Origin of the sequence: Sphingopyxis sp. (assembly GCF_035944815.1) — a bacterium.
Taxonomy (GTDB): Bacteria; Pseudomonadota; Alphaproteobacteria; order Sphingomonadales; family Sphingomonadaceae; genus Sphingopyxis.
On record NZ_DASZAU010000009.1, the window covers coordinates 825,128 to 838,851 of the forward strand.

Genomic DNA, 13,724 nt, shown 5'->3' on the forward strand with positions numbered 1-13,724 from the left:
ATGAGTGCCAAGACCATCGCCGCGGACGAACCCGTCCAGTTCTACGACCTCGACGAGCATGCGCATCCCGAAGGGCACAGCACGATGCTGGGCTTCTGGATCTACCTGATGAGCGACTGCCTCATCTTCGCGATCCTCTTTGCCTGCTACGCCGTGCTCGGTGGCAGCTATGCCGCGGGGCCGGCGCCGAAGGATCTGTTCGACCTCAAACTGATCGCGCTCAACACCGCGATGCTGCTCTTCTCGTCGATCACTTACGGCTTTGCGGTGCTCCAGATGCAGCAGGGCAAGGTGAAGGGCGTGCAGCTCTAGCTCGCGATCACCGGCCTGTTCGGGCTCGCCTTCCTCGGGATCGAGCTTTACGAATTCCACCACCTGATCGAAATCGGCGCGACGCCGCAGCGCAGCGCCTTCCTGTCGAGCTTCTTCACGCTGGTCGGCACGCACGGGCTCCACGTCACCTTCGGCATCGTCTGGCTCGTCACGCTGATGTTCCAGCTCTCGAAGCACGGGCTGATCGCCGCGAACAAGCGCCGCGTGATGTGCCTTTCGATGTTCTGGCACTTCCTCGACGTCGTGTGGATCGGCGTCTTCACCTTTGTCTATCTGATGGGAGTGCTGCGGTGAGCCACGATACGCACGCGCACGACGCGCACCACGAGATCGAGATGCCGCACGCTACGATGCGCGACTATGTCATCGGCTTCGTGCTGTCGGTGATCCTGACCGCCATTCCCTTCTGGCTGGTGATGACGATGCCATTGAGCGCCGGCGCAACCGGCGCGATCATCATGGGTTTCGCCGTGGTCCAGATCGTCGTCCACATGGTCTTCTTCCTCCATATGACGCCGAAGGCCGAGGGCGGCTGGTCGCTGACCTCGCTGATCTTCACCGTGATCGTCGTCGTCATCATGCTCGCGGGCTCGCTGTGGGTGATGCACCATCTCAACACCAACATGATGCCGATGCCGCACGAACCGACGAGCCAGACGGCGAGCCAGATTCCGTGACACGCACCCGCCGCGCGGCCTTCGCCGCCGCGGCGCTGGTTGCGGCCGCGGCGCTCGCGGCGCTCGGCGTCTGGCAGCTCGAACGGCGCGTGTGGAAGCATGAGCTGGTCGCGGCGGTCGCGGAGCGCATCGACGCCGAACCCGTCGCCGCGCCGGGGCCGGACGGCTGGAAACGGATGGGCGCAAGGCAGGACGCCTATCGCCGCGTGACCGCGACGGGCCTGTTCCGCCACGACCGCGAGACGCTGGTCCAGGCGGTGACCGATCGCGGGCCGGGCTATTGGGTGGTCACACCGCTCGAAACGCCGGGCTTCACCTTGCTCGTCAATCGCGGCTTCGTGCCCAAGGACCGGCGCGACGCGGCGGCGCGCGCGGCGGGCAACGTCGCGGGCCCGGTGACCGTCACCGGTCTCCTCCGCGTCACAGAACCGGGCGGCGCCTTCCTCCGCTGGAACGATCCCGCGGCCGATCGCTGGTTCTCGCGCGACGTCGCGGCAATCGCCAAGGCACGCGGGCTGGGGCGCACGGCGCCCTATTTTATCGACGCCGATGCCCAGGCGAACCCCGGCGGCTATCCGGTCGGCGGGCTGACCGTCGTCCGCTTTCCCGACAATCATCTCGTCTACGCGCTGACCTGGTTCGCGCTCTCTGCGCTCAGCCTCTTTTTTGCCTGGCGTCTGTGGCGTATCCGGGACTGATGACGCACCCGACGATCCTGCCGGCGACGCCCGCCCGCGCTCCTGCCGGGCGCCGCAACATGACGCTGCTGATCCAGCTGCGCTGGCTGGCGGTCGGCGGGCAGCTGGCGACGATCGGCATCGTCAGCGGACCGATGGGCATTTCGCTGCCGCGCGCTCCCTTGCTGGCGGCGATCCTCGTGCTGATCGCGATCAACTTCGCCAGCATCGCGGCGCTGCGCCGCGGGCGCGCGGTGACCAATGCCGAACTCACCGCCGTCCTGCTCTTCGACGTCGCGGCGCTCGGCTGGCAGCTTCACCACAGCGGTGGCCTCGAAAACCCCTTTGCCTCGCTCTTCCTGTTGCAGGTCGTGATCGGTGCGATCCTGCTCACGCCGCGCTCGTCGTGGGCGATCGTCGCGGCGGCGCTCGCCGCGCTCGCCGCGCTGCGCGTCGATCCGACGCCGCTTGTGCTGCCGCCCCCTTATGCGGCCGACCCGATGAAGCTCTATCTGCAGGGCAGCTTCGTCTGTTTCCTGCTGATCGCGGTGCTGCTCGTCGCCTTCGTCACGCGGATAAGCCGCAATCTGCGCGACAGCGACGCCGCGCTCGCGACCAGCCGCCAGCGCGCGGCCGAGGAGGATCATATCGTCCGCATGGGGCTGCTCGCATCGGGCGCGGCGCACGAACTGGGGACGCCGCTGTCGACGCTGTCGGTGCTGATCGGCGACTGGAAGGCGGCGCCGCGGCTGAAGGACGACCGTGAATTGCAGGAAGACCTCGCCGACATGGACACCGCGGTCCAGCGCTGCAAGGCGATCGTCGGCGGCATTTTGATGTCGGCGGGCGAAGCGCGTGGCGAGGCGCCGCAGCTCACGACGATGCGCGCCGCGTTCAACGAAATCGTCGCGCACACGCGTGCGGTGCGGCGCCCCGGCACGGTCGAATTCAACGACCGTTTCGGCGCCGATATCGCGATCGTGTCGGACCCCGCGCTGCGACAGGTAATCGGCAATGTGCTCGACAATGCGGCCGAGGTGTCGCCCGACTGGACCAGCTTCACGACCTCGCGCGACGGTGACATGCTGGTGATCGAGATTGCCGATCGCGGCCCCGGTTTCAGCGACGAGATGCTCGAAAATTTCGGCCAGCCCTATCGTTCGACGAAGGGGCGGCCCGGCGGCGGGCTCGGCCTGTTCCTGCTCGTCAATGTGCTGCGGAAAATGGGCGGCGGCGCCAGCGTGTCGAACCGCGACGCCGGCGGCGCGCTGGTCCGGATTTTCCTGCCCGTTTCGGCACTTGCGAGCCCGGGTGGAGAAGCGGCATGAACAAGCAGCGGCACTTGCTGATCGTCGAGGATGACGAGGCGTTCGCACGGACGCTCAAGCGCTCGTTCGAACGGCGCGGCTACGTGGTCGAGGTCGCGCACAGTCCCGAAGAAATGGGTGAGCTGCTGGTCGCTTTCCGGCCGGGCTATGCGGTCGTCGACCTGAAACTCGGCGCCGCCTCGGGGCTGGCCTGCGTGCAGACGCTGCGCGCCGCCGATGCGACGATGCGGATCGTCGTGCTCACCGGTTTTGCCAGTATCGCGACCGCGGTCGAGGCGATCAAGCTCGGCGCCTCCTATTATCTCGCCAAGCCTTCGAACACCGACGATATCGAGGCGGCGTTCGACCGCGCCGAGGGCAATCCCGAAACCCCGCTCGATGGCCGCCAGTCGTCGATCAAGACCGTCGAATGGGAACATATCCACCAGACGCTCGTCGAAACCGGGTTCAATATTTCCGAAACCGCCCGCCGCCTCGGCATGCACCGGCGGACGCTCGCGCGGAAGCTCGAAAAGCGGCAAATTCGCTAAGACAATCGCCGCGGCAACGCCAGTTCGGGGGCTCTCCTTGCGTCTTGGCCTCCTGACTGATATCGGGGCGCCGCAACCGAAAGAGGCCACGTCCTCGCTCGCGCACCCCGCGGGTTTTCAAGTCCGGGACGGCCCGGCAGCCTTTGGAAGGAGGCTGTCATGGCCTGGATCTATCTGACGATTGCCGGAATTTTCGAAATCATATGGGCGTTTGCGATGAAACAGTCGGACGGCTTCACGCGCCCCGGCCCGACCGCCGTCACCATCGCCGCGATGATCGTGAGTTTCGCGCTGCTGTCGTTGTCGATGAAATCGCTGCCGCTCGGCACCGCCTATACGATCTGGACGGGGATCGGCGCGATCGGCGCCTTTCTTGTCGGCATCTTCGTCCTCGGCGAACAGGCGAATGCGACGCGCATCGTCGCGGCGCTGCTGATCGTCAGCGGGCTGTTGCTGATGAAGCTGTCGTCGCCCGCCTGATCGGCGCCCATCGCAAGCGGGGCCACGTCCTCCCCGGCGCGTGATCGCGCGCCGGCACAGGTCCGGGACGGCCCGGCGACCTTCGAAGGAGGCCGCCGTGCGCCCCGAATCCCCCGAACCCGTTGCCGCTGCGTCTACGCTCGCGGTCCCCGCGATGCTGACCGAATATCTGCCGATCCTCATCTTCATGGGCGTCGCGCTGATCTTGTCGTCGCTGTTCCTCCTGCTGCCGATGGCGGTGTCGCGCCTGACCGGGACGCATGCGCCGGACAGCGAGAAGCTCTCCGAATATGAATGCGGCTTCCCGGCGTTCGAAGCGCCGCGAAAGCCGTTCGACGTCCGCTTCTATCTCGTCGCGATCCTCTTCATCGTCTTCGACCTCGAGGCCGCCTTCCTCTTCCCCTGGGCGGTCGTCGTCGACGATCTGGGGTGGGAGGCATGGGGCGCGATGATGCTGTTCCTCACCATCCTGACGATCGGATTCGTCTATGAATGGAAAAAGGGCGCGCTCGATTGGGACTAGTCGGCTTTCATCACGAAGGCGGGGCCGAGGTCGATCGTGCGCGCGGCGTCGCCCAGCGTCAGCGCGACATTGGCCTTGCCCGCCGGATGGGCCTCGGCGGCGATGCCCTTGATGTGCACGAGCTTCCATTCGCCCGTGATCGCGACGCGTCCGGCGACGATCGGCGCATAGGGCGCGCTATTCTGCTGGATTGCGGCGCCAAGCTCGGCGGGGTCGCCGGCGGCACCTTCCGCGAGCCGGACCCAGAGCGCGAGGATCAGCTTGTCGCCCTTGGCAATGGCGTCCCTGATCGGCACCGACGCGCCGATGTCCCACGGGTTGGCCGGCTTGGCAGTGATGATCACGCGCATCGCGCTGCCGCCCTGTACCGCGCCGTCCTTGCGTGCCTTGTGCGTCTGGCCGGGGCCATAGACGGTCCAGCCCGCGGTCGGCTCGTTGAGCATATGCGGCGCGCCGGCTTCCTCCTCGGCCGATGCCGGCGCAGCGGCAAGGGCGATGGCGACAGCCAGCAAAGCGGTGCGGAATTTGGTCATCATGCGTCTCCCCCAACGACTCGATTGCATGATCTTATAATGACAAGTAAGATATCAATCTAATACCAATTTACCGAAGGGGGAACGGCGATGCGGTTGGTGATGCGATGTTCGATCATGCTGCTCTGCGCGGCACCTTCGACAACTTCCGCGCAGGAAACGGCAAAGGGCAGTTTTGACCTCGTCTGGTCCGACGAATTCGACACCGACGGACCGCCCGATCCCGCCAAATGGAGCTGGGACACCCATGCGAACAAGGCGGGCTGGTACAACAAGGAACTGCAATATTACGCCGCCGACCGCCCCGAAAACGCGCGGGTCGAAGGCGGCAGGCTGATCATCACCGCGCGCAGGGAAACACTCGCCGACCGCGCCGATCATGGCGGACAGGGCTATACCTCGGCGCGGCTGATCACCAAGGGCAAGGCCGAATTCACCTATGGCCTGATCGAGGTGCGCGCGAAGCTGCCGTGCGGCAAGGGCAGCTGGCCTGCGATCTGGACGCTCGGCGCCAATGCACCCTGGCCCGACGGCGGCGAGATCGACATCATGGAACATGTCGGCAAGACGCCGGGCGATATATTCGGCACGATCCACAACCGCTCGACCGCAGGGACGTTCGGCAACGGCGGCCAGGCGCGGGTCGACGACGCGTGCGACGCCTTCCACGATTATCAGATGCTCTGGACCCCGCGCGAGATCCGTTTCGCCGTCGATGGCAAACCCTATCATCGCTATGCCAATGCCGGGACGGGCACTGCGCAATGGCCGTTCGACCAGCCGCAATATCTGCTGCTCAATCTCGCGGTCGGCGGCGCGATGGGCGGCGAGGTCGACGATGCGATCTTCCCGGTCCGGTTCGAGATCGAGCATGTCCGCGTCTATCGGCAACGGCCGCGCGGCGCGGTTCCGCCCGCCGAATGAGATTGCGACGCCCGCCGGCCCTTGGACAGGGTCACGGCGGGCGCCGGGGGCAAGCGGCGGGAAGACCGCCGCCCCGTTCAGATCAGGATGTGGCAGACGCCGGGGTGCGGATAGGCGACGCCGCGCGTCAGCTGCGCGAGCCGGTCGTCGACGATCTCGTCGCGATCGACGATCTCGACGCGAAACCGCCCATGGAGCGCGGTGACGCTGCGGACATTGCCGCCCCCGCCCAGCGCATAGAGGATGTTGGCGGGTAGCGGCGCGTCGCGCGTGGCCTTCTTTCGAGCCTGCGTGGGGACAGCCGCCGCGCCGCCGCTTGCCAGCGCGCCGCGAATCTCTTCGGCGACGAGGTCGGCGACCGGGCCGAGCACGACCTGCGCCGCATTTTCCGACGGCCGGATGATCCCGCGCGCACCCAGCGCCGACAGCGCCGCATCGTCGACCGCCTTCTGGTCGGCGACAATCAGGCGAAGCCGCGTCGTGCAGGCGTCGACGCTCACCAGATTGGCCGCACCGCCCAGCGCGGCCACGAACGCATCGCCGCGCGCGCTTCCCGCTGCCGCGGCCGATATTTCGCCGACCGCGCCTTTCTCGCGTCCGGGCGTGCTCAGGTCGAACCGGCGGATAAAGAAGCGGAAGAGACCGTAATAGAGCAGGGCATAGACGGCACCGATCGGCAGAAGCATCCACGGGCGGGTGGCCAGGCTGTAGTTCAGCACATAGTCGAACAAGCCCGCCGAAAAGCCGAAGCCTAGCTTGACGTCGAGCGCGTTCATCAGCGCCATCGACGCGCCGGTGAGCAGCGCGTGGATCGCGTAGAGCAGCGGCGCGACGAACATGAAGGTGAACTCGATCGGTTCGGTCACCCCCGTCAGGAAGCTGGTGAAGGCAAGGCTGAACAGCATGCCGGCCACGGCCTTTTTCCGCTCGGGCCGCGCCTCATGATACATGGCGAGGCACGCCGCGGGCAGGCCGAACATCATCACCGGGAAAAAGCCCGACATGAACGCGCCGGCATTGGGATCGCCCGCGAAGAAACGGCGAAGATCGCCCGTCGCGCCGGCAAAATCGCCGACCACGAACCAGGCGGCGTTGTTGATGATATGGTGCAGCCCGGTGACGATCAGCAGCCGGTTGAGCACGCCATAGACGAACAGGCCGGCGCCGCCGCTTTCGACCACGGTGCGGCTCGCGGCGTCGATCGCGCCGCTGATATGCGCAAAGCCATAACCGATCACGGCGGCGAGCAGCAGCCCGGCGATCCCGCTCGCGATCGGCACGAAGCGCCGGCCGCCGAAGAAGGCGAGATATTCGGGCAGTGCGATCGTCGCGAAGCGGTTGTAGAAATTGCCGCCGATCAGCCCCGACAATATGCCGATCGGGACCTCGAGCTTGTCGATCTGGGTGAGCGCCCAATTCTTCGCCGCCAGCGCCGCGGCCGCGTCGGGCAGGCCGGCGGCGACATCGGGCGGCGCGACCATGAAGGTCTGCGCGCCGGTCGTCGTGACAAGGTAGCAGGTGACACCCGCGAGCGCCGCGGCGCCATTGCCGTCGCGCGCAAAGCCGACCGCGACACCGATTGCGAACAATATGCCGAGATTGTCGAAAATCGCGGCGCCCGCCGCCGAGATGAAGGCGATGTCGAGCAGGTCGGGCTGGCCGACGCGCAGCAGCAGGCCGGCGATCGGCAGCACCGCGATCGGCAGCATCAGCGCGCGCCCGAGCGGCTGAAGCGTTTCGAGAATTTTTCTCATCGCCGTGTCTCCTCGAATGCGCGGGCGAGCGCGCGTACTTCGGCCGCCGATTTGCATTGCAGCGCGAGTTCGGCGTGCGCGCGTGCCTCAATCAGGGTCAGGCCACGCACAATCTGCTTCGCTTCGGCCACAAAACTCGGCACCGCCGACAATTCGGCCACACCCAGCCCGACGAGGATCGGCAGCGCTGCAGGGTCGGAGGCGAGGCCGCCGCAGACGCCGACCCAGCGATCATGAATGGCGGCAAGGCGGCAGGTCTCGCCGATCATGCGGAGGACTGCAGGGTGCATTGCATCGACGCCTGCTGCGACTGCCGGATTTCCACGATCCATCGCGAGCACATATTGGGTCAGGTCGTTGGTTCCGATCGACAGGAAATCGGCCTCGGCGGCGAGCAGGTCCGCGGTCATCGCGGCGGCGGGGGTTTCGACCATGACGCCGAGCTCGACCGGGACGGTTATTCCCATGTCGGCGCGCAGCCGGTCGACGCGTGCACGCACCTGCCTGAGCTCGTCGACGCTTGCGACCATCGGGATCATGATCTTGCACGAACCGGCGGGTTCGACGCGCAGGATCGCGCGAAGCTGGGTGTCGAGCAGGTCGGGGCGGGCCAGCGCGACGCGGATGCCGCGCTGGCCGAGCGCCGGATTTTCCTCGGCATCGATCGGGATATAGGCTGCGGGTTTGTCGCCGCCGATATCGAGCAGGCGGACGATCACCGGCTTGCCCGCGAGCGCCTCGGCAATCCCCTGATAGGCGGCGAGCTGCTCGTCTTCCGACGGCGCTGTCTCGCGATCGAGGAACAGGAATTCGCTGCGGACGAGACCCGATCCTTCGGCACCCTGTTTTGCGGCGGTCTGCGCTTCGTCGACGCTGCCGACATTGGCGAAGATTTCGATGCGTGTGCCGTCGGCGCTGTGGCACGCGTTGTTCGCCGCCGCCTGTGCGGCGGCGCGGCGGGCGTCGCGCTTGGCGAGCCGTGCGGCAAAGACATCGGTATCGGCGGCCGACGGGGCCAGCGTGACATGACCCAACTCGGCGTCGAGCAGCAGCGGCAGATCGTCGTCGACCGCGTCGAGCGCATCGCCCATCGCCACCAGCGCGGGCAAGCCCATGCCCGCGCAAAGGATCGCGACGTGCGAGGTTGGGCCGCCGCGCACGAGGCAGATGCCTGCGGGTTTCGCCGCAGCGAGCGTCACCAGCTGCGACGGCAACAGATCCTCGGCCACGACGATCGCGCCCACCGGGATATTCGCGCCGTTCAGCGATGTGCCGGTCAGCACCGCGAGCAATTGCCGTTCGATATCGATCAGGTCGTCGATGCGTTCGATCAGATGGGCATTGCCCGTCGCGCGGATCGCGTCGATCTGGTCGTGGATCGCACCGCGCCATGCAAAGCCCGCGCTATTCCCGCCGGCGATCCGCTTTTCGGCCGCCGCGAGCAGCTCGGGATCGTCGATCAGCGCGAGATGCGCCTGCATCACCGCAGCGACGCCGCCGCCGGCTTCGTCGGCCCGCGCCGCGATGCTCGCGCGAACCTCACTGCGTGCCGCGATCAATGCCGCGCGCTCCTCGACGGGGCCCGTTCCGTCGCGGGCAACCGCGATGTCCGCCTGCCGCAGCCTTGCCGCCGGACCCATCGCAAGGCCGGGCGACGCGATCACGCCGCCGATTTGTCCCGCTTCCAGCGATGCCGCAGGGGCGGACGCGGCGGGCGTTGCGACTACGGGCGCGCCTTCGCCCATGTCGGTCGCGAGCAACGCTGCAATTGCCGCAAGGGCTGCTTCGGCATCGTCGCCGCGCGCCTGCACGACAATCTCGTCGCCGAATGTCGTGCCGAGCGCGAGCAGCGCGACCGTGCTGCGTGCATCGCCGCGTTTGTCGCCGCGGACCAGATGGACCTCGGCCTCGAACTGCCGTGCCGCCTCGCCGATCCGCGCGGCGGGACGCGCATGGATGCCGTGCGGCAGCGACAGCGTCACTGCCTGTTCCACCATCGTCCCGTCGTCCGACCGTCGGCGCGTTTCGGCCTGGACAGGGACGAGCGTCATCAGCGCTTCGCACGCGCCGATCGCGCTGTCGGTGGTGCGGCGGCTGATCGCAAAAGCCTCGGCGTTGGTCACGATCACCGGGGTGATCAGGCTGGTTGCCGCCTGCGCAACGGCGTCGAGGTCGAAGCGGATCAGCGGGTCGCCGCGCGATACGGTCTGGCCGATGGCGACGAGCGGGGAGAAGCCTTCGCCTTTCAGCATCACCGTATCGAGCCCGATGTGGATCAGCACTTCCGCGCCCTCGGCGCTGCGCAAGGAGATTGCGTGGCCCGCCTCGTGGAGCGTGACGATCTCGCCGTCGAACGGCGCGACGACGGTATCGCCGAGCGGCTGGATGGCGACGCCGTCACCCATCATCCGCTGGGCAAAGACCGGATCGGGCACTTCGTCCAACGTCGTCGCCCACCCTCGGAGCGGAGAGGTGATGATCAGACCCATCGATAAATCCCCAAAACTTCGGCCGCTTCTGTCGTGCGGCTCGTTTATCCCTGTGCGGCTTGAGCCAGTCCCGCTGTCGGTTCGGAAATGGCTCGCCCGCCGATCCACGTAGCGCGCGGCATGAGGTCGGAGTCGAGCCAAACCCAGTCGGCGCGCTGCCCCGGTGTGATCGCGCCGATGCGATCCGCGAGCGACAGGAAGGCGGCGGGCGTCGCGCTCGCCATGATCGACACATCGGGGACGGAGAGGCGCGTAACCTCGACCGTCTTGCGCAGCGCCGACGCCATGTCGAGATGCGTGCCCGCGAGCGTGCCGTCCTCGAAAATACAGACGCCGTCCTTCACCGCGATCCGCTTGCCCTGCAGCGTGAACTCGCTGACGTCGGTGCCGACGCTCGGCATCGCGTCGGTGACGAGCATGATGCGCTCCTTGCCCTTGGCCGTCACCGCAAGGCGCACGACGGCCGGGTGCAGGTGGACGTCGTCGACTATCAGCCCGCACCAGCTATCGGAATCGAACGCTGCGCCGACCGCGCCCGGATTGCGGTGATGCAGCGGCGACATGGCGTTGAACAAATGGGTAAAGCCCGACAGCCCGGCGGCGATCGCGCGCTGCGCCTCGTCATAGGTCGCGTCGCTGTGCCCCGCGCTGACGATCACACCATGACGGACAAGCGTGCGGATATCCGCTTCGTCGCACAATTCGGGCGCGAGCGTCAGCATCACGCGCCCGCGATGTGGCGCGATCAGCGTCGCCAATATATCGGCATCGAGGCGACGGATACGGTGCGCTTCGTGAATGCCGCGCTTTACCTCGTTGATAAACGGCCCTTCGATATGGATGCCGACCACCCCGGGCACGCCCTGTTCGACCGCGGCGTCGACCGCTGCGAGCGCCGCGGCGATCTGCGCCGGCGTGTCGCTGATCAGGGTCGGAAGGAACGCCGTCGTGCCGAACTGCGCATGCGCTTCGCCGATCGCCGCGATCGCGGCGACGTCGACCTGGTCGTTGAACAGCACGCCGCCGCCGCCATTGACCTGCGTATCGACGAAGCCGGGCAGCAGCCACCCGCCGCCCAGATCGATCTCGCGATCCACCGGCGCGTCGCCGGCGGTCGAAACGGCGGAAACGATGCCGTCGGCGATGGCGATATCGACCGCGCCGACGGCACCGGTCGGCAGCGCGACCCGCCCGTTGTGGAAACGAAAGATCATAGCGTCTCGGTAACCTTGTTGAGATGCGGAGGCGAGTCGGGGTTGTGGCCCCGCGCCAGTGCGAGCGCACTCGCCATGCGGTAAAAGCTCTGGATCATCAGGATCGGCTCGATCGCCGGATGGGCGGCCATCGCGGGCAGGTCGCCGCCGTCGGGATCGGCAAGCAGGACGGTCGCGCCGCGGCCCCGGAACTCGTCGGCAACGCCGCGAACGCCGGCGGCCGCGCGGTCCGATCCGCCGAATGCCAGGACATGAAAAGCATCGCCGACGATTGCCATCGGGCCGTGGCGGACTTCGGCCGCGCTGAAGCTTTCGGCGTGGAGCCCCGAGGTCTCCTTGAATTTGAGCGCCGCTTCCTGCGCGGCGCCCAGCCCGTAACCGCGGCCAAGGACGAAGAGGTTCGTCGCGTCCCGAAAGGCGGCAACCGCGGGCGACCAGTCGAGCGCGAACGCTTGTGCGAGTTGGCCGGGCAGGGCGGTCAGCGCGGCGTCGAGCGGCTCATCCCCGGCCCAGGCCGCGACGAGCGCGGCGATCGCCGCGAGCGAGGCGATATAGGATTTGGTCGCCGCGACCGACCGTTCGACACCGGCCGAAAGCGGGATGACCACATCGGCGAGGCTGGCGAGCGGCGACCCTTCGGCGTTGACCAGCGCGACGACGAAGGCGCCGGCATCGCGCTGCTGCCCGACCGCCGCCAGCAGGTCGGGGCTCTTGCCCGACTGCGACACGGCGAGGCACAGCCGGTTCCCGGCGACGGCGGGTGCGTCATAGAGCGACGCGATCGACAGCGCGGCCGAAGCGGTCGGCGTCCCCGTCATCGTCTCGATCAGATATTTGGCATAGGTTGCGGCATGGTCCGACGATCCGCGCGCGCAGGTGACGACCGCTGCGGGGGGCGATGCGCGAAGCCGCCGGCCGATCGCGGCGAACGCGTCGCGATTCGCGGCGAGCATATTCGCCACCACCCGTGCTGCCTCGCCCGCTTCCTGCTCCATCAGCGTCTGTCGTCCGTCTGTTGCGGCGTTCAGCATCATTCATCGTCTCCGGTCGAGCGCCCGATACGGCGTTCGTCATATTGGTACTATATAGGTTATATATGTCTCATCAAGAGGTATGTTTGCGCGATCAGATTTTGATGATCCAATTCTTGCGGCGCAGCCACTCCATCGCGCCCCAGATCAGCAACATGTAGACGAGGATCGGCAGCAGCGACGCGACCGGATCGCCGAGCGTTTCGCGCAGCGCGCGGAACGGCAGCAGCAACAGGTCCCAGGTGACGACGCCCGCGGTGACCTGGTGCAGCGTATAGGCCGCGATAGCGTTGGCGCCGAAGGCCAGCATCGCGGTCGCGGCGATGCCGGGCTGGCGGCCCTCGCGGTCGAGCCAGTGGTGGAGCAAGGCCAATGCGAGGATCGTGATGCCGCTGGTGACGAGGACGAAGCTGCTCGACCAGATATCCTTCACGATCGGGAAGGCGAGGCTCCAGATGCCGCCGGTGACGAGCATTGCGGCGCCGACCATCGCGAGCTTCCGCGCAGCTGGGCCTTCGCGGCGAATGAGCATTTCGCCGATCGCGACGCCGATCAGGCCTTGCGCGATCGCGGGCAGCGTGCCGAGAATCCCTTCGGGGTCATAGCCTTCGGGCCCCTGAACATAGAGGTGGGTGCCGAGCAGCAGCCGGTCGACCGAGGCGATGAAATTATGGCCGCGGACCCAGATGTCGGTCGCGAGGCCGTCGAGCGACGGCAGCAGCGCCAGCGGCCAATAAAGCGCCAGAATCGCGGCAATGGCGATCATCCGCGCGCGCGGACCGACGAGCAGGAAGAGGAGGGCGCAGGCGCAGTAAACCAGCCCGATTCGCTGGAGCACGCCGAACAGGCGCCATTCGCCCGAGGCGAAGCTGGTAAACCAGTAAAGGTTGCTGAGAATGAAACCCAGAAGGAGCAGGCGTCCGGTGCGGCCAAGTATATGCCCGCGCTGCGCCGAATCGAGCGTCGTATCGCGCATCGAAAAGGGGATCGCGATCCCGACCATCGTCAAAAAGCCCGGAAAAACAAGGTCTGCGAGCGTGATTCCATCCCAGCTCACGTGCAGCAGGATCGGTGCGACATTCGCCTCTGCGCCATATTTCATCGCGGCCGCCGAATTCACCAAGATCATCCCGGCGACGGTCAGCCCCCTCAGGACATCGAGCGAAATCAAACGCATGGCTTTGCCTCCCCGGTCGCCGTCGCCCCCTCAGGCAACATCTTCACGCTGCCA

At 66.9% G+C, this 13,724-nt stretch carries 13 protein-coding genes and 1 pseudogene; 8 read left to right on the plus strand and 6 right to left on the minus strand.

The window, feature by feature from the left end:
- The 7 genes and pseudogenes from cyoC to ndhC all read left to right on the plus strand — a co-directional run bounded on the left by cyoC (position 1) and on the right by ndhC (position 4,548).
- Positions 1–627 (plus strand): annotated as a pseudogene (gene cyoC, locus VGU00_RS14540) (cytochrome o ubiquinol oxidase subunit III).
- Positions 624–1,010 (plus strand): cytochrome o ubiquinol oxidase subunit IV, encoded by a 387-nt coding sequence (gene cyoD / locus VGU00_RS14545; protein ID WP_327469664.1) that lies wholly within the window; start codon positions 624–626, stop codon positions 1,008–1,010. The pseudogene cyoC and the gene cyoD overlap by 4 nt, the downstream one beginning before the upstream one ends.
- Positions 1,007–1,708 carry an SURF1 family protein gene (locus tag VGU00_RS14550; protein ID WP_327469666.1) on the plus strand — a complete coding sequence of 234 codons (702 nt, stop codon included), beginning with the start codon at positions 1,007–1,009 and terminating at the stop codon, positions 1,706–1,708. The genes cyoD and VGU00_RS14550 overlap by 4 nt, the downstream gene beginning before the upstream one ends.
- Positions 1,708–3,015, plus strand: coding sequence for an ATP-binding protein (locus VGU00_RS14555; protein ID WP_327469668.1), 1,308 nt, complete (start codon positions 1,708–1,710; stop codon positions 3,013–3,015). The genes VGU00_RS14550 and VGU00_RS14555 overlap by 1 nt, the downstream gene beginning before the upstream one ends.
- A complete protein-coding gene (locus VGU00_RS14560) occupies positions 3,012–3,545 on the plus strand; it encodes a response regulator transcription factor (RefSeq protein WP_327469669.1) in 534 nt (177 codons plus the stop codon). Before VGU00_RS14555 ends, VGU00_RS14560 begins: the two co-directional genes overlap by 4 nt.
- A gap of 159 nt (positions 3,546–3,704) precedes the next feature.
- A complete protein-coding gene (locus tag VGU00_RS14565) occupies positions 3,705–4,025 on the plus strand; it encodes a multidrug efflux SMR transporter (RefSeq protein WP_327469671.1) in 321 nt (106 codons plus the stop codon).
- Between the two features lie 154 nt (positions 4,026–4,179).
- Positions 4,180–4,548, plus strand: a complete 369-nt coding sequence (gene ndhC / locus VGU00_RS14570; RefSeq protein ID WP_327469859.1) for an NADH-quinone oxidoreductase subunit A — start codon at positions 4,180–4,182, stop codon at positions 4,546–4,548.
- Here the strand turns inward: ndhC and VGU00_RS14575 are convergent.
- A complete protein-coding gene (locus VGU00_RS14575; protein WP_327469673.1) occupies positions 4,545–5,084 on the minus strand; it encodes a carbohydrate binding domain-containing protein in 540 nt (179 codons plus the stop codon). The two genes, ndhC and VGU00_RS14575, sit on opposite strands and share 4 nt — an antisense overlap.
- 87 nt (positions 5,085–5,171) lie before the next feature.
- On the opposite strand from VGU00_RS14575, the gene VGU00_RS14580 reads away from it, so the two are divergent.
- Complete coding sequence (locus VGU00_RS14580; RefSeq protein ID WP_327469675.1) at positions 5,172–6,005, plus strand: glycoside hydrolase family 16 protein; 834 nt, start codon at positions 5,172–5,174, stop codon at positions 6,003–6,005.
- Between the two features lie 77 nt (positions 6,006–6,082).
- Here the strand turns inward: VGU00_RS14580 and nagE are convergent, their stop codons facing one another.
- The 5 genes from nagE to VGU00_RS14605 form a co-directional block, all read right to left on the minus strand.
- The gene (nagE, locus tag VGU00_RS14585; protein ID WP_327469677.1) at positions 6,083–7,759 is read right to left on the minus strand and encodes an N-acetylglucosamine-specific PTS transporter subunit IIBC; all 1,677 of its coding nucleotides are present in this window, start codon (positions 7,757–7,759) and stop codon (positions 6,083–6,085) included.
- A complete protein-coding gene (gene ptsP / locus VGU00_RS14590) occupies positions 7,756–10,248 on the minus strand; it encodes a phosphoenolpyruvate--protein phosphotransferase (RefSeq protein ID WP_327469679.1) in 2,493 nt (830 codons plus the stop codon). Before ptsP ends, nagE begins: the two co-directional genes overlap by 4 nt.
- Before the next feature lie 44 nt (positions 10,249–10,292).
- A complete protein-coding gene (gene nagA, locus VGU00_RS14595; protein ID WP_327469681.1) occupies positions 10,293–11,462 on the minus strand; it encodes an N-acetylglucosamine-6-phosphate deacetylase in 1,170 nt (389 codons plus the stop codon).
- Positions 11,459–12,493: an SIS domain-containing protein gene (locus VGU00_RS14600; RefSeq protein WP_327469861.1), complete on the minus strand. Its 1,035-nt coding sequence runs from the start codon at positions 12,491–12,493 to the stop codon at positions 11,459–11,461. Before VGU00_RS14600 ends, nagA begins: the two co-directional genes overlap by 4 nt.
- A 94-nt stretch (positions 12,494–12,587) precedes the next feature.
- Entirely contained in the window at positions 12,588–13,670 is a 1,083-nt protein-coding gene (locus VGU00_RS14605) for an acyltransferase family protein (protein ID WP_327469683.1), read from the minus strand.
- Between the last annotated feature and the right edge of the window lie 54 nt (positions 13,671–13,724).